This is a genomic window from Aquimarina sp. AD10 (genome assembly GCF_003443715.1).
Lineage (GTDB): Bacteria > Bacteroidota > Bacteroidia > Flavobacteriales > Flavobacteriaceae > Aquimarina > Aquimarina aggregata.
The window spans coordinates 1904746-1929905 of sequence record NZ_CP031965.1 but is presented as its reverse complement, the minus strand read 5'-3'; the positions used below and the strand labels follow the sequence as shown (position 1 = coordinate 1929905).

Annotated in this window: 28 protein-coding genes; 14 read left to right on the top strand and 14 right to left on the bottom strand. The window is 31.4% G+C overall.

The window, feature by feature from the left end:
- Positions 1-57: 57 nt before the first annotated feature.
- Positions 58-219: a hypothetical protein gene (locus tag D1816_RS25600; RefSeq protein ID WP_158597713.1), complete on the top strand. Its 162-nt coding sequence runs from the start codon at positions 58-60 to the stop codon at positions 217-219.
- A 58-nt stretch (positions 220-277) separates the two neighbouring features.
- Here D1816_RS25600 and D1816_RS08120 read toward each other — a convergent pair whose 3' ends face one another.
- The gene (locus tag D1816_RS08120; protein WP_118506232.1) at positions 278-1027 is read right to left on the bottom strand and encodes a peptidylprolyl isomerase; all 750 of its coding nucleotides are present in this window, start codon (positions 1025-1027) and stop codon (positions 278-280) included.
- 38 nt (positions 1028-1065) lie between these two features.
- On the opposite strand from D1816_RS08120, the gene D1816_RS08115 reads away from it, so the two are divergent.
- From D1816_RS08115 to D1816_RS08105, 3 genes are all read left to right on the top strand, one after another.
- Positions 1066-1665, top strand: coding sequence for a CoA pyrophosphatase (locus D1816_RS08115; RefSeq protein WP_232517433.1), 600 nt, complete (start codon positions 1066-1068; stop codon positions 1663-1665).
- Between the two features lie 247 nt (positions 1666-1912).
- The gene (locus tag D1816_RS08110; RefSeq protein WP_066318445.1) at positions 1913-2716 is read left to right on the top strand and encodes a 1-acyl-sn-glycerol-3-phosphate acyltransferase; all 804 of its coding nucleotides are present in this window, start codon (positions 1913-1915) and stop codon (positions 2714-2716) included.
- Positions 2717-3146: 430 nt separating this feature from the next.
- Positions 3147-4529, top strand: a complete 1383-nt coding sequence (locus tag D1816_RS08105; protein ID WP_066318444.1) for a beta-propeller fold lactonase family protein — start codon at positions 3147-3149, stop codon at positions 4527-4529.
- A gap of 80 nt (positions 4530-4609) precedes the next feature.
- Here D1816_RS08105 and D1816_RS08100 read toward each other — a convergent pair whose 3' ends face one another.
- The 8 genes from D1816_RS08100 to D1816_RS08065 form a co-directional block, all read right to left on the bottom strand.
- Positions 4610-5365: a LytTR family DNA-binding domain-containing protein gene (locus D1816_RS08100; RefSeq protein WP_066318443.1), complete on the bottom strand. Its 756-nt coding sequence runs from the start codon at positions 5363-5365 to the stop codon at positions 4610-4612.
- A 49-nt stretch (positions 5366-5414) separates the two neighbouring features.
- Positions 5415-5729, bottom strand: coding sequence for a 2TM domain-containing protein (locus D1816_RS08095; RefSeq protein ID WP_066318442.1), 315 nt, complete (start codon positions 5727-5729; stop codon positions 5415-5417).
- Positions 5730-5747: 18 nt separating this feature from the next.
- Entirely contained in the window at positions 5748-6047 is a 300-nt protein-coding gene (locus D1816_RS08090) for a 2TM domain-containing protein (RefSeq protein ID WP_066318435.1), read from the bottom strand.
- 17 nt (positions 6048-6064) lie between these two features.
- Positions 6065-6382 carry a 2TM domain-containing protein gene (locus D1816_RS08085; RefSeq protein ID WP_066318433.1) on the bottom strand — a complete coding sequence of 106 codons (318 nt, stop codon included), beginning with the start codon at positions 6380-6382 and terminating at the stop codon, positions 6065-6067.
- Positions 6375-7739 carry a 2TM domain-containing protein gene (locus D1816_RS08080; protein WP_066318431.1) on the bottom strand — a complete coding sequence of 455 codons (1365 nt, stop codon included), beginning with the start codon at positions 7737-7739 and terminating at the stop codon, positions 6375-6377. Before D1816_RS08080 ends, D1816_RS08085 begins: the two co-directional genes overlap by 8 nt.
- A gap of 35 nt (positions 7740-7774) precedes the next feature.
- Positions 7775-8398 carry a M48 family metallopeptidase gene (locus D1816_RS08075; protein ID WP_118502121.1) on the bottom strand — a complete coding sequence of 208 codons (624 nt, stop codon included), beginning with the start codon at positions 8396-8398 and terminating at the stop codon, positions 7775-7777.
- Positions 8399-8536: 138 nt separating this feature from the next.
- Positions 8537-8959 carry a DUF2141 domain-containing protein gene (locus tag D1816_RS08070; RefSeq protein WP_082832565.1) on the bottom strand — a complete coding sequence of 141 codons (423 nt, stop codon included), beginning with the start codon at positions 8957-8959 and terminating at the stop codon, positions 8537-8539.
- 18 nt (positions 8960-8977) lie between these two features.
- On the bottom strand, positions 8978-11131 hold the full coding sequence (locus D1816_RS08065; RefSeq protein ID WP_118502119.1) for a TonB-dependent receptor: 2154 nt from the start codon (positions 11129-11131) through the stop codon (positions 8978-8980).
- Between the two features lie 205 nt (positions 11132-11336).
- Between D1816_RS08065 and D1816_RS08060 the strand changes: the two genes are divergently transcribed.
- A complete protein-coding gene (locus tag D1816_RS08060; RefSeq protein WP_158597714.1) occupies positions 11337-12149 on the top strand; it encodes a GLPGLI family protein in 813 nt (270 codons plus the stop codon).
- A 99-nt stretch (positions 12150-12248) separates the two neighbouring features.
- Complete coding sequence (locus D1816_RS08055; RefSeq protein ID WP_118502115.1) at positions 12249-13085, top strand: GLPGLI family protein; 837 nt, start codon at positions 12249-12251, stop codon at positions 13083-13085.
- Positions 13086-13093: 8 nt separating this feature from the next.
- On the opposite strand, the gene D1816_RS08050 is transcribed toward D1816_RS08055, so the two are convergent.
- The gene (locus D1816_RS08050) at positions 13094-14389 is read right to left on the bottom strand and encodes an NAD(P)/FAD-dependent oxidoreductase (RefSeq protein WP_118502113.1); all 1296 of its coding nucleotides are present in this window, start codon (positions 14387-14389) and stop codon (positions 13094-13096) included.
- A 211-nt stretch (positions 14390-14600) separates the two neighbouring features.
- Here D1816_RS08050 and D1816_RS08045 point away from each other — a divergent pair, with 211 nt between their 5' ends.
- Both D1816_RS08045 and D1816_RS08040 read left to right on the top strand, forming a co-directional pair.
- On the top strand, positions 14601-15095 hold the full coding sequence (locus D1816_RS08045; protein WP_066318420.1) for an RNA polymerase sigma factor: 495 nt from the start codon (positions 14601-14603) through the stop codon (positions 15093-15095).
- Positions 15096-15099: 4 nt separating this feature from the next.
- Positions 15100-15723 (top strand): hypothetical protein, encoded by a 624-nt coding sequence (locus D1816_RS08040; RefSeq protein WP_118502111.1) that lies wholly within the window; start codon positions 15100-15102, stop codon positions 15721-15723.
- A gap of 5 nt (positions 15724-15728) precedes the next feature.
- On the opposite strand, the gene D1816_RS08035 is transcribed toward D1816_RS08040, so the two are convergent.
- Positions 15729-16913 carry an LETM1-related biofilm-associated protein gene (locus D1816_RS08035; RefSeq protein ID WP_118502109.1) on the bottom strand — a complete coding sequence of 395 codons (1185 nt, stop codon included), beginning with the start codon at positions 16911-16913 and terminating at the stop codon, positions 15729-15731.
- A gap of 225 nt (positions 16914-17138) precedes the next feature.
- Here D1816_RS08035 and D1816_RS26195 point away from each other — a divergent pair, with 225 nt between their 5' ends.
- The 6 genes from D1816_RS26195 (at position 17139) to D1816_RS08005 (ending at position 22933) form a co-directional block, all read left to right on the top strand.
- Positions 17139-17813 (top strand): DUF4331 family protein, encoded by a 675-nt coding sequence (locus D1816_RS26195; protein ID WP_118506231.1) that lies wholly within the window; start codon positions 17139-17141, stop codon positions 17811-17813.
- Positions 17814-17833: 20 nt separating this feature from the next.
- Positions 17834-18439 carry a DUF4331 family protein gene (locus D1816_RS26190; protein ID WP_066318412.1) on the top strand — a complete coding sequence of 202 codons (606 nt, stop codon included), beginning with the start codon at positions 17834-17836 and terminating at the stop codon, positions 18437-18439.
- Between the two features lie 95 nt (positions 18440-18534).
- A complete protein-coding gene (locus D1816_RS08020) occupies positions 18535-19824 on the top strand; it encodes a hypothetical protein (protein WP_118502106.1) in 1290 nt (429 codons plus the stop codon).
- A 14-nt stretch (positions 19825-19838) separates the two neighbouring features.
- Positions 19839-20861, top strand: coding sequence for a TonB-dependent receptor (locus D1816_RS08015; protein ID WP_147405033.1), 1023 nt, complete (start codon positions 19839-19841; stop codon positions 20859-20861).
- Positions 20862-21045: 184 nt separating this feature from the next.
- Positions 21046-21531: a hypothetical protein gene (locus tag D1816_RS08010; RefSeq protein ID WP_118502102.1), complete on the top strand. Its 486-nt coding sequence runs from the start codon at positions 21046-21048 to the stop codon at positions 21529-21531.
- 244 nt (positions 21532-21775) lie between these two features.
- A complete protein-coding gene (locus D1816_RS08005) occupies positions 21776-22933 on the top strand; it encodes a hypothetical protein (RefSeq protein ID WP_118502100.1) in 1158 nt (385 codons plus the stop codon).
- 132 nt (positions 22934-23065) lie between these two features.
- On the opposite strand, the gene D1816_RS08000 is transcribed toward D1816_RS08005, so the two are convergent.
- The 3 genes from D1816_RS08000 to D1816_RS07990 form a co-directional block, all read right to left on the bottom strand.
- Entirely contained in the window at positions 23066-23866 is an 801-nt protein-coding gene (locus tag D1816_RS08000; protein WP_066318405.1) for an anti-sigma factor domain-containing protein, read from the bottom strand.
- Positions 23867-23873: 7 nt separating this feature from the next.
- Entirely contained in the window at positions 23874-24404 is a 531-nt protein-coding gene (locus tag D1816_RS07995; RefSeq protein WP_066318404.1) for an RNA polymerase sigma factor, read from the bottom strand.
- Between the two features lie 104 nt (positions 24405-24508).
- Entirely contained in the window at positions 24509-25075 is a 567-nt protein-coding gene (locus tag D1816_RS07990) for a superoxide dismutase family protein (RefSeq protein ID WP_118502098.1), read from the bottom strand.
- Positions 25076-25160: the final 85 nt, after the last annotated feature.

Here is a 25160-nt window from a genome sequence, read left to right as displayed (position 1 = left end):
TGGGTAACAATTTTTCTTTTGATTGATATAAGGGTATAAATCATAAATTTTTATATCATGAAGAAAAAGAATTTTAAAAACTTAGCATTAAACAAAACGGCAATCGCAAAGTTAAAAGGAGGTTTAGCGCATCCTATGGGACCGTATAAGGATAGAGTAAAATGGTATGTAGGAACAAGAAATACATGCCAATGCGAAACTATAGCTTCTCCATGTTAAATAGTATAAGCGGACTTCGGTCCGCTTTTTCTTTTTTTAATAGTTCTAAATATCTTAATTATTTTAAAATTTCAGCTTTTATAAATATGTTTTGTTTGGGCCACTCACTGCCATCTACAGGAACATTAGATATTTTATCAGCTACATTCATTCCTTTTATAACTTTTCCAAAAATAGTGTGCTCTCCATCAAGATGATGCGCTCCTTTTTTTGCAATAACAATAAAAAATTCGAAAGGAGTGGAGCGGTTAGAAGGGTTATCTACCCATTGTTTTGATAAAGCTACTGCCCCACGGTTATGAGTTAACCCTTTAACAGGCTCTTGAGGTATAGTGTAATCTCCAATTTCAAATCGTTTATTGGCCATTTGCTGTCGATCACTATTACCACCTTGGATAACAAATCCTTTTGCTACCCGGTAAAAAAAAGTTTCATCAAAGTATTTCTCTTTTACTAGATAAATAAAATTAGCCCTATGAATAGGAGTTTTGTTATAAAGCTGGATGTCAATATCTCCATATTTAGTTTTGATTCTAACCATGGTTTCAGGATTCTCTTTTCCATAGTTAATCATAAATTCTTTTAGATTTTTATTAGTAAGTCTAAACGGTTCTTTTTCTGATTCTGCTATTTGATTATCAGTACTCTTTCCTTTTTCTTGATGTTGTTTTTTAGGAGTAGTGCCTTTAGATTCGTTAGTTTCATTTTTTTTTGTTTCCTGTTTATTTTTTTTAGATTGTGTATCTTCACAATTAGAGAATACCAGAAGACAGATTGCTAATAAAAAAATAGATCGAGTAAATGACATTTGAAACATTTAAAAAATTAATTCCAAAAATAAAGAAAATGTCAGTACCGGGAGAATCTTCTCATTTTATTATGGCGCCAGAGTTACGTATGAAGGAGTTAAATAATTTTAATATAGAAGAAAGAAACCCTAGGAAAGCAGCAGTAATGATGCTTTTTTATCCAAAAGAAACAGAAACATATATAGCCTTAATTTTAAGACCTAAATATGAAGGAGTCCATTCAGGACAAATAGCCTTACCAGGAGGAAAAGTAGAACCTTTTGATTTAAATTATACAGAGACTGCTTTAAGAGAAACAGAAGAGGAGATAGGCATTCCTAGAAATGATGTAGACGTTTTAAAGGCGTTAACCAAAGTATATATACCTCCTTCTAATTTTTGGGTATTTCCATTCATAGGTGTTGTAGAGCAGAGACCAAATTTTATATTACAAAAAGAAGAAGTGGCGGATGTGATAGAAGTAAAATTGACAGATTTACTAAATGATGATAATGTAACATCACAAATTCTTACCACATCCTATGCAAAGAACATCGAAGTACCATCTTTTACGCTAAATAATTATGTCGTTTGGGGTGCAACAGCAATGATGTTAAGTGAACTTAAAGTGTTTTTGAATACGACCATAGTGCAATGATTTTGTATCTTTACTATATTAGTTCGTTTAAAACCTTCTTCACATTCCAGAAGAATTTTCTTGGATGTTAAAAATGAATGCTAAAATATTTATTATTCAGGTTGTTACAGGTTGTCTAGAGATTCGGTTTTAAAAAAAAGATTTAAAAACACGAATGTTTTTTTATTAAAAACCTTAACTATGCACAAATTGTGCAAGCATTAAGTTTACTTGTTTTGTATATATAAGTGACAAATTAAATTTATTTATGGGATTGTTTAAGAGAAATCCTTTTGGACATATATTATTTTTAAAAAAATGGCTCATCCGAATTATGGGAACCATGACGCATAGGCGTTATCGTGGTTTTAATGAGCTTCAGATAGAAGGAAGTGAAATTATTAAAGATCTTCCTGAGCGTGGAGTATTATTTGTGTCAAATCATCAAACTTATTTTGCAGATGTAGTAGCTATGTTTCATGTTTTTAATGCTAGTTTAAGCGGTCGTACAGATTCTATTAAAAACGTGGGATATTTATGGCAGCCTAAAATGAACTTGTATTATGTAGCTGCAAAAGAAACTATGCAGGCAGGGCTTTTAGCAAGAATTTTGGCTTATGCAGGTGCAATTACTGTAGAACGTACTTGGAGAGAGAAAGGAAAAGAAATCAACCGCCAAGTAAAAATGAGTGATATTACCAATATTTCAAGAGCTTTAGAAGACGGTTGGGTTATTACTTTTCCTCAAGGTACTACAAAGCCTTTTAAACCCATTAGAAAAGGGACAGCACATATTATAAGAAAATATAAACCAGTTGTAATTCCTATTGTGATAGATGGTTTTAGAAGATCTTTTGATAAAAAAGGTATTCGAATAAAAAAACGTGGAATATTACAATCAATGGTGATCAAAGAACCTTTAGATATTGATTACGAAAATGATTCTATTGATGATATCGTTAATAAATTAGAATTTGCAATCGAACAACATTCATCTTTCCTAAAAGTAATTCCTCAGGAAGAATTAGAAGCTGAAGAAGAACTAAACAAAAAGAGACAGTGGGAATACTAATCCACTGTTTTTTTGTTAGATAGCTAACATTTGCAAAACATAATTACTGTTACAATTTAGTTATAGAAAAGTTAATTTTATCACAAATGTTGTGGTGAATCATGATTTCTTTAGAATTTTATTATTCGAGTTAAATATTTAATATCTAATGGTTTAGCTATGTTTCTTGTTCTTTATTATTCTTTCTTAAAATTTATATAACATTTTTTTGTTGTAAGTTGTTCTTTAACCTACGTACCAACTCTTAGTCAAGAAAACTAAATAGTAAAATTCACACATTCTTGATCTTCATATCTTATTTGGCCAAATTAGAAATGTGTAAAGTACTTTATAAGTTTTGAACGTTTTCTTTAGAAAACATTTAAAAATGGTATACAAATTAACTTATTGGGTATTCTAAACAGTAACGTAAAACTCAAAAAAAAAGAAAATGAAAAATTTAAGACTAAGTCTGTTTACACTTTTGGCAGTAGCATTCACATATACTTCTTGTAAAGATGATGATTTCCCAGGAGGAGGAGGCGATGGTGGTGGAGACAATGATGATTTTGTTGGAGCAGTATATGCTATGACAAATGGTGATGGACAGGTTGCAGGAACAAATATACAAGGGCCTAATACAATTATTTCTTACGGTAGAAATGCAGATGGAACTTTAACCCCAATAGGGCCTGTGTTTACTGGTGGAAATGGAGGTGATTATGATGGAGGAGAAGGATTAGATCCACTTATTTCGGCATATGCGCTTACCAAAACAGATGATAATAAAAATTTACTAGCGGTAAACGCAGGTAGTAACACCATAACTTCTTTTAATATTCAGGATGATTTTTCTCTAGAACAAGCTGGAGATCCTGTAGCAACGGGAGCAGTAGGGCCAAATAGTATTGCTTACTCAGCAAGAAGTGCAAATGGAGTAAAGGGAATAGTATATGTATCTAATATTACTCGTCAAGAGTTTTTAGCGGGTGGTGAACCAGAACAGCAAGGAACAGTAACAGGATTTTGGTTATTAGAAGACGGATCTTTATCTGCAATAGCAGGATCAACAAGAAATTTAGCAAACAGACCTTCTGCAGTTCAGTTTTCTCCTGATGGGAATTGGTTAGTGGTAGCTTCTATTAATTCTGGAGCAGCAGCATTAGCTTCTGGTAGTGAAGATGAGATTGTAGTTTATGCTGTAAATGGAGATGGGACGTTATCAGCAAACCAAGTGGCTGCTGCAACGTCTACATTAAGAGGCAATACAGAAGGAAGAAACCTTCCTTCGGCAATTGGGTTTCAAATCGTAGGAAATAACTATGTAGTAGTTACAGAAGCAAGAGAATTTCAACCAGATGGTACACCTCCGGCATTTCCTGCTTTACAAGATGGATCAGTATCTACATGGCAAATTCAGGGAGATGGTAGTTTATCACCAATCACTTTAGATGTAAGATCAGGAGAAGGTAATACAGGAAGAACCGCTTGTTGGTTAGATTTTACTTCAGATGGCAATACATTTTTTGTGTCGAATGCAATCGAAGCAGGTCTAGCATCATACAGTTTTGATAATGGAGTAGTAGAGTTAATCGATCAAACTGCTGCTGTTGGAACAGGAACAGGTGGAGCAGATAACGGACCGGATGCTTTTGCAAGAACCGATGGATGGATCGACATGTGGATTTCTGACGACGGACAGTTTCTATACCAATTATTTGGATTAGATGGAACTATAGGAATCTACAGAGTTAATGGACAAAGTTTAGAGTTTATTGGAGAAGAATCAGGGAATCTTCCAGATACCAATACTCAAGGTATCGTCGCTATATAAAAATGAATTGTTAGAATTACGCAAACAATTATTTTTCCAAAAAAACCAAGAGGTGCTGTTTTTCCTCTTGGTTTTTATTTTTACTCTAACCAGGCTTTAAAATCTTTAACACGCTCTCGGGCTACAATTACTTCCTGTTCATTAAAGCTATTAAGTTTTATTTGTAACCTAGAATTAGTATAAGAAATAATGTCTTTTATAGCATTGATATTGATATAAAATTTTCGACTAACTCTAAAAAACTGTTGCGGATTTAACTCTTCATCCAATGCTTCTAAAGTAGTGTCAATTAGATAATTTCGATTATCATTGGTATGTAGGTATGTCCCTTTGTTTTCAGAATAAAAACACTCTATATCTTCTACAGAGAATATTTTTAGATGTTGTCCAACTCTTGCTGTAAATCGTCTTTTATAAGTACGATCCATAGGGTTAACCAGTAGTTTTTTGATATCCTCAAAATCTACCTGTATTTGTTGTTTTTGAGGGGTTTGTTCCTTGTATTTAATAACCGCAGCTTCTAATTCTTCATCGTCTATAGGTTTAAGTAGGTAATCGATGCTATTTAGTTTGAATGCTTTTAGCGCATACTCATCATAGGCTGTTGTAAATATGATCGAACTTTTAATACTAATCACGTCAAAGATTTCAAAAGATAATCCATCACTTAATTGAATATCTAGAAATATAAGATCTGGATGTTTGTTGGTATTAAACCATGTTATAGCTTCTTGTACAGAATGTAGCATGGTGTGTACATTAATATTAAGATCACCAAGCATTCTGTTAAGACGTCTTGCGGCTGGTTTTTCGTCTTCTATGATGATTACATTCATAAGTATATATGCATTGTTTTTATTAAATTAAGTAATGGTTTGGTTTGTTTTATTCCCAAAGTTGTTTTTGATTATCTTGTTCTTCTTCCATATATTTTCTAATCTTACGTTCTTCCCAATCTTTATTAAACATAGGATTAACTCTAAAAGCTTTTATGGCATGAATAGTTAGACCAATTCCCCAACCCAGTGCAGCCCAGAGAAACCAAGGGTGATCCCAGTTTTCTCCGCTTGAATAATAATTTACTCCTGCTAAAAAACCAATTATTAATATATAAGAAATCAAATTATTATAAAATTTCTTTATTTCTATTACGCGATCTTTAGCACGCTCATATCGTTTTTGTTCTTCAAAATTTCTCATAACCTCATGTTTTAAAGTTTAAAACTCATCTTTATCCATTAACTCTTTAATCTTTTTTTCTTCCCACTTTTTATTAAATATAGGGGTTTTAGCAAAAACTGATAGCCCGTGAAACAATAGGCCTATTCCCCATGATATTGGTGTAATGTATAACCACCATTGTGAGAAATTACTAAATCCTTCATTCAAAAAATTAGAATTAATAATTAGTAATATCAGGTTAATTGCTAAATAGATTGTAAAGTGTGTATAAAAGCCTTTTTCTCTTTCTACTCTTTTTTTGGCTTTTTCGTATCGTTGTTGTTCAAAGTTTTCCATTGTAATAGCTTTAAAAGTTAAAAATCTTCATCTTTCATGAGTTCTTTAATCTTGCGCTCTTCCCATTGTTTACTATATATTGAGTTCTTAAACCACTTAATATTTCTTCTAAACGTCCAAAGACCATGACCTAACAATCCTAGTCCCCATAATAAGGGTCTAAGTGCATTAACCCAAAATACCCAAGGAAAATCAGTATCAAACGCAGTCATAAAAAAGATGAAACTAACTATGTTAATTGTAATATATACACCAACATGTACATAAAAACCTTTTTCTTCTTTTAATCTTTTCTTGGCAGATTCATATACGCGTTTTTCTTCTAAATTATTCATTATAAAAGTTTTTAGATTCGTCCATATATTTCTTTATTTTTCTCTTTTCCCAATCTTTTCCAAAAATGGGGTGTCTGTCATAGGCTTCAGCATAATGAAATACTAATCCAATTCCCCATCCTGCAATAGGAAATAGTACCCATGGAAATCTAAAGCTAGTTGTATAATAATTCAAGAAAGCCAAGAATGGAATAACAATACAAAATGCTATCAGGTTTCCATAAAATTCTTTCATTTTTTTAACTTGTTCTTTGGCACGTTCATATTTTAAACTTTTTGCCATTTCTATATCTTGTATGGTCTGTGAAACTTGCATATCTGCGAATTTTATTTTTTTAGTTAATATGGGAAGTTCTGCTATAAAGGCATCTTCCGTTTTGTATACTGAAAATTTTCTTTTAGTGAGTAATGCGTATCGCTGCATTACATTTCCTAATCCCACACCACTACTTTGTTTGATAACTTCTTTAGGTTGAAGGTTGTTTTCTACCACTAAAAAATTATCTTTTTCGTAGATCTTAATGTGCAAAGGTCTCTCTGGCATTACGACATTGTGTTTTACCGTATTTTCTAGTAAAATTTGAAGTGACAATGGTACTACTTTAGCATCAGCATTAGTGGCTTTGTCGGGTATGTCAAATACAATACTGTCCTCAAATCGTAATTGTATTAATGTCATATACGTTCTTGCAAATTTTAATTCTTCATCTACCGTTACCAACTCTTTGTCTTTTTGCTCTAATACATAGCGATATACTTTGGATAATGAAGTAGTAAACTTCTGTGCCATCCTTGGATTTTCTTCGATAAGAGAGGTTAGCACATTTAGGCTATTAAACAAAAAGTGTGGGTCTAATTGATTTTTTAAAGCGGCAAACTTTGCAGAAGCGGTACCCGCAATTATTTTTTGCTCTGTAATTTTTTGCTTTTGTAACTCTTTAAAGAAGTAAAATGCATGAAAAAAAAGTGATGCAACCAATGTGATGACAAATCCTATAATGTAAAAATCTAATTTTTCATCTTTTATAAACTTATTAAAAGGTTTTCCATAAATACCTACGATTAATAGTAGTCGTACTATTGCTAAGGTTATCATTGTTAGTATAATGGATCCTATGGCGCCATACCATAATTTTTTTTTCGGGTGTTTTTCCCATGTATACCAACGATCCAAAAAATAAAAGAAATAGCCATTTACAGAGGTTAATGCAAAAGAAAACATAAAATGTATTGATAAGTTTTCTAGTTCCCCTAACCAAGTTATAGGTGTACCTATTCTAAATAAGATAAATACCAGATCTATAATTATGGCAATAATGATACTTATTTTCGCTAATTTTAGGATACCTACATTCATGTAATTTATTGGGTATTTGTCTTAAATGTTATTTTCTATTTGCAATTCTGCTGAATTCTAGTCACTTGATCCATACCCCATTTCGGATAAAAAGGGATATTGTTATTTGCTTCTTTTTCAAAGTACAAGATAGCTTTTTCTACTTCGGGACAAAAGGCTTTAGGGTCTTTACCCCAAAATTTGGCGCTTCCCATTTTCCATTCTGCGTGATTTAAAGTAGCTCTCGGGTTCTCGGGATCCAACTTTTTAGCTCTTTGATATAATTCTTCAACTTTGGCAGAATGTGTCATACCATAAACTGATGGATTGTAGGCTACATAAGCAGTATTTAGCATGGCTTCCATAATTAAAATTTCTGCATTATCTTTTGAGAATGTTCTGGCTTCGTTTAGAAAATCTTGCCCCTTTTTTAACCGAGACTCTATTTCTTCTGCATCCTTAATTCCAAAGGTAGTTATGATATGAACTTGTGCTGCGTAATAATATGGAATCCAATTTTCTTTTTCTGCCTTGGCAATACGTTCAAAAAGGTTAATTGCTTCATCCGGTTTTTGACTTCCCCATAATTCAAAAGCCTTTGACATTCCTTTTTCATAGGAATTTTGTGAGGTCATTGTTGTAAACGTAAAAAACGTTAGAAGGATTAATATTGTTTTCATAATTAGTTTTGTTTTAGTTTTATAGTATAAAGATCATGTATAAGATGCGAGTCTTATAGTATTTCTGACCGAAGTGTATTTTTTTTTAGATGAACTGTAATTATGCTACGGTTTATCAAAATAGTTACTATTACACTGTTATAATTGTATCGATTGTTCTACATTTTTGTCAGATAATGTAAATTTAGCATCTTCCCATTTTGGAGGTCCAAACTTACCTTTAGCATTGTTACTTGTTCCATAAGGTTCTGTTGGGATACCTATAATTGTATTTAGTTTTTGATTGTCGTCTTCATCATGATATAAAGAAATTGCATATTCTCCCTGTTGTATGTTTTCAAATACTACGTGTACCTTTCCCTTTTTTGCTTTAATACTAAGCGCCTTATATGGTTGTTTTAGAAAATTCTCTTTTTGTTTGTATAAACCAACTTTTATAGTGCCATCAGCAGAGTCTATATTAGTGATGGTAACTGCAATATTGCTTTTTGATTTTTGAGCTGTAATTGTTTGAAAACTTACTAAGACAGTAAGAAGAAAAATTAGTGTTCTGGTTTTCATATTTGTTTAATTTTAAGGTTATAAATTATCTAATTGATTATCTGTTTTGTTATCGCTTATAGTCCAGAAGAAGCCCAGAATAAAAAACCGATCTGCCGTTGGTCTAATCGCTTTTCTTGAAAAAGTTCCATTAGAGTCAGGAGTATTAGCGTATTGATAGTTAAAAACATTATCAAAGCCGAGAGCGTTGGAAACAGAGAAATAAAGAATTTTCTGTTGACTTATTAAATAGGCCCAACTAAAATTGAGTGTGTTAAACGTTCTTGTTTTTTGATTTTGAAAGAGAGTTTCATTTGGATTATTATATGGTCTGCCCGAACCAAAGTTGTATGTTGTGCTTAACAAAGATTTCCAATCACCAATCCAATATTTTGTAACAAGTGAAAGGTTATGTTTCGCGGCAAAATTTGGTGTAGCACGATCCGGATAATTTCTATAATCTCTTTTTGTGTCCAGATATGAGTAACTTACCCAGTAATCAAGATCTTTTATTGACTTGTTATCACGCCAAAAGATGTCGATACCGGTGGCATAACCATCTCCATTGTTATTAAATACGCTATTAAACATAGGAGAGTTTGTATCGTATTTAATAAGTCCGTCGTACGATTTATAATACCCTTCTGCTCTAAAAGTTCTTCCATTGTTTTGATATAAATAGTTTAAGATATAATGCGATGATTTTTCAGGTTCTAAATCAAAATTGTATTTTAGGACTTCTTGCTGTGGAGCTTGATAAAAGTCGCCATAAGCTAATGATACTTGTGATTTGGATGTGGTTTTATAGGCTAAGGAGGCTCTTGGCGAAATTTTTGTATACTTTAATAATGTATTATGAACTCCTCTAATACCGGTTTGTAGTGCCAGTTTTTTGCTAAAAAATATATTGGCTTCGGTGTAAAGAGCTGTACTATTATTATCGTAAGATGTTTGAAAAGCACCAAAATCAGGATTTTCTGTTTCTTCAGAGAAAGAAGTTAAAAATTGTTCTGCACCAAAATTTAGTTTAAACCTATTACTAAACCGTTTTCTTAACTTTAATTTCCCATGAAAACTATTTTCATTATTAGTTACATCTGTAGTGACAAATAAGATGTCATTATGATCATTAGCAAAGCTTGTTCCTGCTGTTATTGTCCAATCATTACCTAAAGATCCCTTGTATGACGTATTTAGATATAAATTACGATTTTTAAGATTAAGGTTGATCCCTTCGGGAGTATTAATATCTTCTTGTATAAGTTTAAAATCAGTATAAGTAAGTCCTCCATAAACCTTTAGTGTACCAGATTTAAAATGATGTCTGTATACAGCTTCACCGGTTAAAGATTCAAATGGTTTTATCCAATCTACACGCTGCTCAATAATATCTTGATATGGTTTTAAATTGACGTAGAATGCATTAACACTTAGTGAGTTTTTTTTCCATTTTTGTGTGTTACCAAGACCTAGGCCAACATTGATAAATTGAAGATCTGTTTTTTCCTGATCAGGTTCATCAATTGTATTTAGTAGTAAAACACTAGAGAGCGCATCTCCGTACTCTGCAGAGTAACCTCCGGTTGAAAAATTGGTTCCTTCAAAAAGAAACGAAGAAAAACGTCCGCGAGTAGGAATGTTATTAGCAGTTGCCGAAAATGGTTGAAAAACCCGTAACCCATCAATATAAACGTTGGTTTCATTGGCATCTCCACCTCGAACAAAAAGTCGACCATCTTCGGCTACATTAGATGTTCCTGGTAATGTTTGTAGGGCTGCAATATAATCACCGTTGGAACCGGCAGTAGTTACAATATCTAAAGGAGTAAGAACAGATGCCTTACTATTATCTCCTGCAGCAAATGTTCCAGCATTTAGGATTACACTTCCTAACGAATTAACATCTTCTTTTAGAGTGATTGCTAAAGGAGACATTTTGGTAAGCTCTGTTGTCAAGTAAAATGTTTCAAATGAAAGAAAGGAGATAATTAATGTTTGAATTCCTGTTTCTGTAGTGGCAAATGAAAATGATCCATTTTCATCAGAAGAAGCACCATCATATGTGCCATCTAGGTAAATATTAGCTCCTTGAATTGGCGTTCCAGAAGGATCAATTACGTTTCCTGTTATAGTTGTTTGCGCATTTGAAAGCAATGTAAATAGGGTAAAAGCTAAAGTTAATGTTCGTCTCATCGATATGAATTTGTATTGATTGATGAGTCAAAAGTCTTGTAAATGAAGAAGAACAGAAATTGAAATATACCGAATTGTAGAAAAACATGGATGGATTGCAAAAGTGGGTTTGTGAAATAAAAATTAATTTTAACTAAGCCTTTAGTTGAAAAGACGGTATATTTAACTAATTTTTTAGTTCAAAATAAAAGTTAGATAGATGGTCATGGTTAAAGCTCTAAAAATCAATTCATTGTTGTTTTTTTTATTGATGTCATTTGTCGGTGTAGGGCAAGAAATAACAGTGTTTTATAAGGAAAAAAGAAAGTCGGACTACCAGAAGCTTAGACATAGCCAATATAGAATCAAAGCTATTGGGGGTGAAGAATTGAGTACTCTAATGCAAGAAAAAGCCAAAGAACATGAAAAGGAGTTTTCGTTATTTAAATATATTAGTGTTTTAAGAATTAAAGGACAAAAATCTATTCATTATCCGCAAAAAAAAATATGGGACGATACTATAAATAGTTCTATTGCATATGGTGAAAAAGGCAAGACTGTGATTTCTAGAGAAGTTGCTCAAAGGGATCATACAATTACTTTTATGGATTTGGATGCTAAGTTAAAAGTGTCTACAGAGCATGCGTACGGTAAGGATTTTTTAGTCGAGGAGAAACTGGTTTCTCAAAAGTGGATTTTTAAAAATGAAAAAAAAACAATCGGAAGATACTCTTGTAAAAAAGCAGTTCTAGAAAACCCTAATGAAGCACATGAATATATAACTTCTCGTGATACAGAGCTTTATCAAAAACTAATAGAAGTATGGTATACCGAAGATATTCCCATAAAATCTGGCCCAATAGGTTTTTGGGGGTTGCCGGGACTTATCTTAGAAATCAAAAATGGATCCACACATATTTTATTGGATAAAGTTGTGTTCGATCTAGATGGTTTTATAGTAAAACCACCAAGTGTTGGAGAAAAAGTGACAAGAGATCATATCGATGATTTACCTATGTTACAGTTTATGGAAAACTAAACCAGATTATAAATTTAAAGTAACTATCTATTTTTTTAAATTCCACAGAAGATTTTATATGCATCAACCAATTCATAATTATTCATCATCAATTAAATCATGAAAAAAATACTACCACTAATTATTGCCTTAGTAGCATTATCTTCGAATGCGCAACAATTAACTGTATTTTATAAAGAAAAAAGGGTTCCCGCAAAATCAAAAAAGAAGAATTCTATGTATATGGGAAGGGTAGAACTAAGTGAAATGGCTTTACCAGAAAATGATCCTGACTCATTATATGTAGAGGCAAGAAGAAGTTTTGACTCCATAAGAAAAAAGATGGAAGAATATAAGAAATATGATTTTGTTTTAGAAGATATACCAGAATATAGATTCACTACAGTTTTAAGAATCGACAAAAACAGATCCTTGTATTATCCACAGGAAAAAGTGCAGAATGATACAATATCTAAACAAGTTACTACCAGCTCAGGAGAGGTTATAAAGAAGTTTATTATTAATTTTTATAATTCTGAAATAGTTTATAAAGATTTGGATCGAATGAATAAAACCAGTGCTATTCGAGCGTATGTGTTTGATTTTCGAAGAAGATCATTTTTAATAGAAGAAGCAATTATAAAACCCAATTGGGTTCTTACTAAAGACAGAAAAAAAATAGGTAAATATGTCTGTTACAAGGCTACATTGCAAAAACAAGATACACTAATTGAGGCATGGTATACCAAAATGATAGATAAAAATGAGGGGCCAATGGGATATTGGGGATTACCAGGGCTTATTTTAGAATTGAAAGAAGGAAAAAAGCATGTTGAGTTTGATAGAATTTCTTATTTATCAGATTCCATACCAATAATTCCTCCATCTGAAGGAGATAAAGTCTCTCGACAAGAGTTTATAGATTTACCGTCGAAATTATTTTTTGAAGATAATTGATTTTATCACTAAACTCTCTTTCGACTATAGTCTTTATTCTTAAAAGGCCTCACGATTAATCGAGCTGCTTTATCATAGTTGATGTAATTATAGGTCCAATTAAAGAAAGTAACAAAACGATTTCTAAAACCTACCAAAAACCATAAGTGAATAAACATCCACACAAACCAAGCGAAAAAACCACCAAATCGAAATTTTCCTAAATCGACGACTGCTTTATTACGACCTATAGTAGCCATAGATCCCTTATCAAAATATTTAAAGGGAGTCATCGGTTTATTTTTAAAATGGCGTTTTAGGTTTTTGGCGAGATGACTTCCTTGTTGTATAGCAGGTTGTGCGACCATAGGATGCCCTTTAGGATAGTCTTTGGTTTCCATTAAGGCAATATCACCCAACGCATAAACATCATCATAACCTTCTATTTGATTAAACTCATTTACTTTGTATCGATTAGCCCTAGGAATTATAGAAGAAGCATTAATTCCTTGAACAGGAGCTCCGGTAACTCCAGCAGACCAAATAAAGGTGGCAGTTTTTAACGTTACATCAGTATTGGTGCTAACCAAGTTATTTTCATAATTAGTTACTTGGGTGTTTAGATGAATATGTACCCCAAGTTTTGATAAAAATTTTGAAGCTTTATTTGAAGCATGCTCACTCATAGGTGGTAATACACGACTAGCACCTTCTATCAAATGAATTTCCATTGCACTAAAGTCCATGTCCGGATAGTCTTTTGGTAATACATTTAGTTTTAATTCGGCAATACCACCTGCCAATTCTACTCCTGTAGGACCAGCACCTGCTAAAACAAAACTTAATAATTCTTTTCTTTTTTCCGGATCAGTAGTAATAACAGCTTGCTCAAGGTTTTCAAGCATCAAACTACGTAAATTTAATGCTTGCGGTAGGTTTTTCATGCGCATTGCATTATTCTCAATATTGGTGTTACCAAAGAAATTTGTGCGTGCTCCGGTAGCGATTACTAAATAATCATAACTAATAGACCCTATAGATGTATGTATTCTTTTCGTTTCGGGTTCGATAGATTCTACCTCGGTCATTCTAAAATAAGTATTCTTACCTCTTTTAACTATTTTACGTAAAGGATAGGCTATTGAATCGGGTTCTAGAGATGCAGTAGATACTTGATAAAGTAAAGGTTGAAAGGTATGATAATTATGTCGGTCTATAACAACAAGCTGCACATCTTCTTTTATCATTTTTCTTGCTAAGGCAACTCCGGCAAAACCACCACCAATAATTACTAATCTGGGTAAATTAGTGAAAGGAATATTCATCTATATATTTTTATGCTATTCATCTCAGACAAAGGTAAAATGATAAAGTTATATACCCTAAAAAAAGGTTGTTTTTATATATTAAATTATAGTATTATTTGAAGTAGTTATTTTTTTTGTTAATGAAGAAAAATATAGTAGAATAATAAATTTTAGTTTTGATTGTAACATATTTGTTTTTTGAACTACCAATAAGATGTAACTAACTAAAGTGAATAAAGAATTAGAACATAGTTTTGTAACGAACCTTGAGCAAAATCAGAATATTGTTCATAAGGTTTGCCGAATTTACACCAGTGATCAGGATTCGCATAATGACCTGTTTCAGGAAATTACAATTCAGCTCTGGAAAGCTTATCCAAAGTTTAGAGGAGATGCTAAATTTAGTACCTGGATGTATAGAGTGGCTTTAAATACGGCTATTACATTATATCGTAGATCAAAAAGAAGTCTTAAGACGACGGATATTGATACGATGAATTTTAGAATTAAGGCAGAAGAGTACGATGATGAAGTAGAGCAACAATTAAAATTAATGTATGCTGCTGTAAAACAGCTTAATGATATAGAAAAAGCTTTGGTTTTTTTGTATTTAGAAGATAAATCATATAAAGAAATCGCTGATACTATGGGTATAAGCGAGGTAAATGCTAGAGTGAAAATGAATAGAGTTAAGACAAAATTGAAAAAAATATTAAACCCATAACCCCATGGATGAATTAGAATTATTAAAAAAAGACTGGCAGAAGCAAGAAGCCGCCCTTCCTAGGTTATCGTTTGAAGAAATTTATCAAATGATATTGAAAAAATCTTCTTCAATCGTGAAATGGATTTTTGTTATTAGCGTATTAGAATTTTTATTGTGGGCTTCAATTGACATTGCCGTAAGACTTAGTGGCAAATATGATGGTTTAGAAGTTCAAGGACTAGAAGGGTTTTCTATCGTTTCAACAGTGTTATCCTATTCTATTTTAATTTATTTTATCATTCGATTTTATCTCAATTATAAAAGGATTAAAACAACAGATTCTGCTAAAATATTAATGCAAAATATTTTAAAAACACGCAAGACGGTTAGACATTATATTTGGGTAAATATTAGTTTTCTTGTCATTACTACAATGAGTATAGTAGGGTATTTAACCTTTTTCACAGATACATATTCACAACAGTCTGCAGATGAAGATATACCAGTTTTCTTAGTAATAGCAATTACAATCTTTGTTATGGCAGTTGCAATTGCGTTTATAGCCTTATTCTATAGATTGATTTATGGCATCTTAACGCGTAGACTTAAAAATAACTACAATGAACTTGAAAAACTAGAATTGTAAAAAGACTATTTATTCTCGTTAAATGCAGAGGGTAGTAATTGAGGAATAAACTTTACTAATAAAGGAAGCAAAAGACTACCCCCCGGTAATATAAATATTGCTAAAGAAGGAATCGTTTTGCAAATATCAAGCAATTGCTGCTTTACTTGTTTTTTTTCTTCTTTAGATAAGTCTCTCATAGCAGATTGACCTAATAAAATCATAAGGTCTTTACTTTCAGAAATTTCTTTTATAAGACGTTTTTTATTTCTAAGAATCAAAACACTTACTGTTCTTGAAGTCTGTTGATAGAAATGTAACGCTGGATGTGAATAATTAAAAAATGTAATATTCTCTTTATGATTTTCTATAAAAGTATATACATCCTTAAGAGAGTCTAGAACCAGACTATTGGGTAAAGTAAGTTCTGCTCCCAGTGCAGAAATAAAGTCCTGCTCTCCTTTATCTAATTTTATATCATTCCACACCGCGAGACAAGTAAGATCAAGAATATACCTTTTCTCTAAATCATCGGTATACTCATCAAGGTCTATATGATCAAAACTGGCTTCTTCTTCTGTCGAAACACTAGTATATCGAACAGAAGAAGCAAATAACTTTACCAATAATTCATCATAGTCATCTTTTTTTTCTTTAGAATTTAAGGCTAAAAAAACAGTGTTTGTTAGGGTTTCTTCTAACTTAGCAGCATATTCTATAGGATCTTTATCATGAATCAGATAATGTTCAAAAGCTAGAATATCAATAAAAAGTAATGCATTAGTGAGTAAATGGCTAAAGTTTTTCTTGAAAATAGATTCATTGGTTTGAATTCTAGTATGAATGATTTTTTCTAGTTTTTCACTTTTACTAGTTGTAAGTGCGTTAACAAATGAAAATAATGATTTTTTGGTATCTAAAAAACCGTAAAAATGAATCAGTGCATCAATACAATCGTCTTTACTTCCATTTTCTATAGTATCGTGGTACGTAACAATTAATGCAGTAAACAAATTGATTTTAGTACGCTCTTCTTCAGAGTATGTAATACTAGGATTATGCGGTAATATAGTCTCAATCGAAGTACCATAAATAAATCCTGCTTTTTTTAAATCTAGATACAACCTATCAAGAGATATAGAATAGAGTATTTTGTTCTCTTCCTGTTCTCGTAGAAATTTATCAATCCAACCTAGAGTTGATGGATTCATAGGCGATACTGTTTGTTACAAAGTTAGTTTTATTTCATCAAATGCTTTACCGAAAATTTGTTTACATATCGTTGGGGATTTGGTTACTTCTCATTTAACTAAGTTTCAAGGTATAAATTTTAGAAAGAATTTGTGTTAACAAATATTTAACAATCAAATAAAAACCATTAGATATTTCTTCTCGTAGATATTGCTGTAAACTTTAAAATTAAAAAAATGAAACGGATTAAAAAAACAAACTTATTTATTATTGGAGGACTGCTTTGTATTGGGGTAGTCTTAACAGCAGCTGATCATCTAGATGCTCCAGCAGTTTCGGGAACTACTGCAGATATCACAGATTTTTATGCTTTTGAGGCTGCAAATCCTGATAATACAGTTTTTGTAGCAAACGTACAAAGCTCTTTAGCGCCTGCGGGTAATGATGCTACATTTGACGAAAATGTATTGGTTGAAATAAACATAGATAATAATGGTGATCTCGTAGAAGATCTTATAATTCAGGCTATACCAAGAAATGGAGTTATGTACTTTTTTGGACCTTATCAACCTTCTGCCACTGGTTTAAATAGTACAATTAATGATCAAACTCAATACTTAGGCGAAGTTGCTATCAGTTCTGGTGCAAATGCAACTACTTCTTCTGATAATGGAATTTCTTATTTCGCGGGATTGCGAGAAGATCCGTTCTTTTTTGATTTTAGTCAATTTAATCAGGTAATAGGTGGTATGGCACCAAGCGGATTTAATAATCCTGGGAATGATGATTTTGACCAAACAAATGTGCTGTCTATTGTTGTAGAAGTACCTAATTCTTTACTAGGAGGGACATTTAGTCATCCTGCAGGAACAGGAGTAGAGGTGTTTAATGCTTGGGTAGAGGCTAAAAGAAAACAATAATAAAAATAAAAATATAGATTATGAAACTTAATAAATTAAAAAATATAATAGCAGTATTTGTTTTACTAACAAGTTTAATGAGTTGCGGAAACGACGATAATACAACAGGACCTGAACCTTTAGATTTTAGTGGCACTTTTGAACAAGAAGATCAAATGGGGAGACCAGGTATCAATACTGTATTAAGTGGAAGTTCATCAATTAAGGATGATTTTAATATCACAGTTCCTTCAGAACAAGGAGCAAAATTTCAACCCTTATTTTTAGATCAGGCGGTAGCTTTACACGCGGCATTTGGTGTTGAGTATGAAAATAACATTTTAGGATTAGATGCCACAACGCTAACAACAATATTAGCTTCTGATGTATTACAGGTAGCTCCGGGAGCGCCAACTACATATTTTGATGGAACTAATATTTTGACAGGTAGAAGATTAACCGATGATGTTATTGATATTTCTTTAATACTAATATTTGGTGGTCAAAATGGAGATCGATTTAATGGACAGGATATTGATAATGATGGTACACCAGACTTACCAATCTTAGTCACCGATGGTGTGAGTAGTGCTGGAGAAACACCGTTAAACGTATTTCCTTATTTAGAAGCTCCTCATAGTTTATAAATTAATAAAATACTTGCCTTCTGTCATTTTACGGATTTTGCAAAATGTACGCTATTAAGTGGCAGGGGTAAATGTAACTTCAAAAAACAAAACAAATGAAACCTATATATTATATCTGCATCGTATTACTTGTGGCAATTACAACTTCATGCCAAGAACCGAGTCAAGTAGTTACAAATTCAAATGATTATGTTAAATATTTATCGCACAATAATCACCAAAATATTGATGAAACAAATAAGAAATTAAATTTTTGGAACACAAAAATAAAAACAGATAGTATACAATTACCGGCGATGATTGCAGTAGCTGGTGTATATTCTGAGATGTTTCAGTCAACTGGAAATATTCAATTTTTAAAGCAAGCAGAGCAGGTATTGGTTAAATCTGTAAAAGTAGCTGCCATCAAAAAAGAAGGATACTTACTAGCATTAGCTAGAAATTACATTTCACAACATCGATTTAAAGAAGCAAAAAATGCTGCTCAAGGTGCTTATATTCTAAATCCAAATGCATCGGCAAAAATGGTACTGTTTGATGTTTCTATGGAGTTAGGTCAATACAATGAAGCTAAAAAATACTTAGAAGAAATAGCCGATCAAAGTAAGTATAACTTTTTAATTCGGTTAGCTAAATGGAACGATTACAAAGGTGATCTGGACGCAACGATACGCAATATGGAAAAAGCTAAAACAATCGCAGAGCAGAGTAACAAGAAAGGATTAATGCTATGGTCATACACAAACCTTGCTGATTACTATGGTCATGCTGGTAGAATTAAGGATTCATATGATTATTATCTAAAAACATTAGAAATTGATCCATCTAACGCCTATGCAATGAAGGGTATTGCTTGGATCATTTATTCATATGAACATAATCCACAAGAAGCTTTAAGAATTATAGATGCTGTTACAGAGTCGTATCAAAGTCCAGATTACTTTTTATTAAAAGCTGAAATTGCAGAATTTCAAAAAGATCATTTAACAAAAAAAGGAAATCTTATAGGGTATAAATATGCAATTGCTGATAAGAGATATGGTAAAATGTATAATACATACAATGCAATGCTTTTGGCAGAGGAATATCAAGATTTTAATAAGGCTTTAGAAATAGCCGAAGAAGAAATTGATAACAGACCCACTCCACAGTCTTACGATTTAAAAGCACATATTTTGAATTTAAAAGGAGAACATGAAAAAGCTTTAGAGATAGCAGAAAAATTTATTATTGGTAAAACATTTGAACCTGAAACGCAGTATCACATCGCTGAAATTTACAAAACAAATGGATTTCAAAATAAAGTAAATACAATCAAAAAAGAATTAATAGAAAGCGCTTACGAGTTGGGACCTGTTTTATCTCAGAAAATAGCAAAACTCTAAAAAAAGAAGGTCTGATGAAAAAGTTTCGTATACTACTAATGTTGTTTTTTACATCTGGATTGGGATATGCCCAGATGATAACAGAAGAAAAACATAACCTAGAAATACCTGTAGATATTTTTCATGATTTCCAAATTGAGTTATATGCTAATAAATTTGAAAAAAGACCATTTGATATTGTAAATACTAACATATTAGGTTTTAGAACCAATACAATCGAGTTAAACAATAATAACTCTAGAAATAAAAAACTTAATATTATTCCAAAGTTGCAAGTAGATTATTTTGAATATGTTGAAAATGATTTTGATACAGAGTACTCATCTAATATGATCATTTTACCTAAAACTAATATAGTTTTTATGCCAGGTGAATACTTTGCGATATCTCTAAACTCAGGGTTAGGATTATATAGTCATAACAATGTAGCCACAACTACTAATACAATAGCAAGATCATATGGATTAGAGTTAGGAGTAACCAGAGTGCTTTCTCATCAAATTTTGATAGGTGCTAATGTTTGGTATTTTAATTTAAATAATGGATACACATATATTGATGATCAGGATGTTGCAAATTTAGAATTAGATGATCAAAGATTGGGGATAGATTTTAATGCTTCATATCAACTAAATAAATGGTTATCTATTGATTCTAAAATGATTTTTGCTAGAGGTATTGTTGGGTTAGAGAATAATAAACCTTCTTTTGTAAATGAATTAAGTATAGAAGGAGGAATAATGATAGAAAACTATAAGAATTTTTCAGGAGGATTGCGATATAGATATTTTGACAATATTAGTGCTATAGATAATCAAAATACCAATAAATATCTGGTTAATGATATTACATTAGAGTATACCATCAAAGCTATAAAGTTTGGAGTTACTTTAGAGAATGTTTTTAATACCAAATGGGAAGATCCATTAGTTGCTACTTCGGCAAGGTTAACAGATGCATTAGAGACTACAGATGAAACGTATATACTTCAAGACAGGCCATTTTTAATAGAGGCGCAAATAACCTATAGTTTTTAAAGGTATTTTAATATAATAATTTTGAGTTTTATTTTTTGATGTTTGTTAAAAGCTTGTTCATAATAGGGTGAACAAGCTTTTCGTTTTATGAATATTTATTTATGGTTGTACTAATAATCACTAAAATAAGTTCGAACTTAGCAATTACTATTTTAGATGTACACTAATTTAAAAAAAGTATACAATGAAAAGTTTGTTGTTTATAGTTTCCATATTCCTTTTAATAGCTTGTCAAAATACAAAACAAGGAAATTCGGAGTATCAAAATATTGAAATCGAAAAATTAACTCCGGAATCTGTAGTACACGAAAAATTGACAGAAAAGCAGTTGGGAAGCATAAAAAGAATTCATGAAACATTTAGAGAAGTATATCCGGTTTCTTTAGAACAAACAATAACAAATTTTAAACGAGATCAACATCCAGATAATGAAATTGAAATTTGGTTAGCTATGGCCGATTCATATAAAGAGTTTTCTTCAAAAAATAGAGGAGATGATCAATTAGAAAAACGAAAAGAAGGATTTAAACTGATCTTAATGAGATCTATGATGTCTGAAGAAGAAGTTTTAAAACAAATTGATGTAAAACTTATAAACAATAAAGAAATTATTGAAATTTTTGACACGTATAAATTGGGGAAAATTCCGATTAAAATAGAAACACATTAAAAGTGTTTTATGGTGCTATTTTGTTAAAAATCAAATAATTATTTAAGTAAACTTTAGTTTTTCAAGAAAATGTTTAAAAACAGTTAGTGTTTGTCTGAAGCGATGTTGAGTACAACTTGAAGTTTAAAGATGTTATCCACTATTTTATTTACTATGAAATAAGATGAAATATTTTTCAAGTCCTAATTTTTTTTAATTTTGCTGAACTTTTAGGGAAACAATTTAAACTTTTTAATTTTTTATTATGAAACAAAATTACATATTACATTATTGTTTAATCGCTTTGTTTTTAGCTTTTTCTTCTTGTAGTAAAGACGAAAGTGATATTACAGAACAACAACCAGAAAGCGTTGTTGCCGAACCGGATTTTGTAGAAAATGATGGTTCTCAAGGGTTAGAAGGTGATGAAAAAAGAGCAGAAGAAGAGGAAGCTCCATTACTTACTGAAACTAATCAAAAAGGATACTGGAATTATGATTATACATTACTTAAACCTTCTGAATTATCGCAGAGTGATGTTAAAAATCTAAGATGTAAAGAATCTAAAGTGATGCCTTTATTAGTTGGGCAAAACAAGAAAAAAGTAGGTAAAGTTATTGTATCTAATGATGATGAAAATCTATACCTTACTTTTAAAGCAGACAAGAATAAGTTTATGAAAAAGGTATACCTATATATTGGGGAAAAAGGAAATATACCTTTCTATTCTAATGGTTTTCCAAAATTATGGAAATTTAACTTCAAAGCCTTTCCTTACTATTTCGGAGGAACAAAAAAAGCTACTTATGTAATACCATTATCTTCAATCAATTTAGATTGTTTTGAGATCGTAGCATACTCTAAAGTTTATGATAAAGATAGTAATTGTCTTTATTCTGCTTTTGCGTATAACAAAAACTTGACTCAAGAGTATTATTATTCTTATTATTCAGGATGTTTTTATTATAAAGATTGGGTGAGATCTTTTGAATACTGTGTTCAAAAATGCGAAGCTGAGTGTATTCAGGCGTATGGATATCATGATGCTTGCGGTATATGTGAAAATGACGTTTTCAATACTTTTTTAGCATATGGCTTTATAGCAGGTCAAGGAGAAAGAGGTTTTAATATCGAGATTTTAACCAATCCTAATGGTTGTGATATAAGTAATAGTACCGAGGTAGGGCGTATTAATGTATCTTCTATTAGTGAAACAAAATTAAGGATCAAGTATGAGTTAGATGCTGGGTATGAAATGTGTGAATTGAGCTTTAACTACGGAGCTTTTAGATTTACAACTCCAAATAATGTTTCTCAGCAATTTGATACTCCAACAACAACATATAGTTTTGAAATCGATAAGCTTACCGGTACAAATATCTATATGAATAGTGAAGCTAAAATTACAGAGGTAAGTAACTAAAACAAACAAAGGAAAAGTTTCCTTAAAACATAGATACTAAAAACTAAAACAGAGGTAAGAATATAAATCTTGCTTCTGTTTTTTTTTATTAAAATTAAAATGTATTTCTAAGTTTAGTAAACGTAAAAAGATTTAAGAATCAATTATTCCTAAGGTATATAATTGTTCTAAAGTAGGCGATTCACTACCACCTTCGGGTTCTAAGGTAATACCAAATGCTTCCGATGCATTGGTGTTTTTAAGACTAAAGATTTTTTGATCATCTTCAGAGAAGTTATTTAAAACTCCAAGACTAGTTGGTGTAAGAGGGTCTAATTTTAATGACCATACTTGGTATACTTTGCCAGGTGGAGGAGTAGGTAATCCAGCAACATCTATATATGTCACTTGTTTTTCTTTATCCCAATATACGGCTGCATAAGCACTAGGGTCAACCTGCTGTGCTTTTAAAGGTATTTGTATAATATCTTTGTTTCGTAATACATTTAATAGGGACTTTACCTTAGAAAGATCCTCTTCAGCTACATTTATTTTACCTTCAAGTAAGTTTTGTTCTATTTGATTAGTTACAACTTGCTGTTGCAATTTTTGATTTTTATTAAATTGAATAAATAATCCAATTAATAAAGCAACAGATGCAGCCCAACCAATATATGCAGCCCAATTTTTTGATGAACGATTAATTGGTATAACAGTGTTTTTATCTGTTGATTCTTCTAGTTGTGACTCAATTTTATGGTATAAAGAATTTACATTAGGAGAAGCCATAACACTTGATAATTGTTGCAGTGTTTTTTCAATACGCTCAACTTCTTCAACAGCTTCAGGATATTCTTGCAATATCTTATATACCTCTTCGTTCTCTTTTTCAGAAAGAGAACCATAGACATATAATTCTAAAATACCAGATGATATGTATGCTTTAATATCCATGTATAGCCTATACTTCCAATGTTTTTTTTAGTTTATCAATACAAATTCTATTTCTCGTCTTAACCGTCCCCAGAGGAATATCCAATTCTTCAGCCGTTTCTTTTTGAGTAAATCCTTTAAAAAATAAAAGATCAATTACTTTTTTACAAATCGGTTCTAAAGATTGAATATATTTTTTGATCCCAATACTATCAATTTTACTAACAAAGTTAGTTTTGTCTTCTAGTATATCTACGAAAGAATCGACGGTAAGGTTTTGTGTTGTGTTTTTATAACTTTTAGATCTTGTTTTATCAATAGCAGCATTTCGTGCTATATTAAGAATCCAAGTAAAGAACCGACCTTTTTTTTCGGAATATAAAGGAGCTTTATTCCAAATTTTTATAAATACATCCTGCAGTACTTCTTCAGAAAGAGTATCGTCTTTCAAAATAGTATTAATAATACCATATACATTTTCAGAGTACATATCATATATACTTTTAAAAGCATTTTGATCTTTATTCTGTAAAGCTATGATTAGTGCTGTGGGTTGCATTCGGTTTATCTACAATAGATTGGGAAGATACTGTTTTCGTTTAAGAAAACAAAAAAGAGGTTGTAAAAAGCAACCTCTTTATATTTTTTAGTAAAAAGAATAGATTACTGGATTATTCCTCCACAACTTACTCTACTTCCTGCAGCGCCAGAAGGTTGAGAAGTAAAATCATCTGTGCCTTGATGAACAATAATAGCTTTGCCAAGGATATTCTTTTTATCGTCGTCACAACCAATACACCATTCGTTAGTAGAAAAATTGATTACTCCATGACCATGTTCATCGGCGTTAAAATTTCCAATATCGCCAGCGTGATAACCTTCTTTAGCTCCCCATTTACCATGAGGTTTTAATGAAGGATTCCAATGTCCACCAGTTGATTTACCATCGGGAGACGAACAATCTGCCTTTTCATGAATATGGATAGCATGTTCACCTTCACTAAGTCCTGTTAATTCTGCTACCATATTTACTAATCCTTCTTCTTCAATAAAAGAAATTTTACCAGTAACATTACTATTACTTTTAGATGTTAAATTGATTTCTATCTTTTCAATTGTATTCGACTTTTTGATATCAGTCTCTTGATTAGTAACTTCCTTTTTATTCTCTCCTTTGCAACCTAAAATAAGGGTTAAAAAGATAAATGATATTAATTTTACGATTTTCATAATCCAATATTGCTTATAAATATTACTTTTTACATGCAATTTAATTATTTTATATCTTAAATCGGTATTAATTACCTAAATAAGG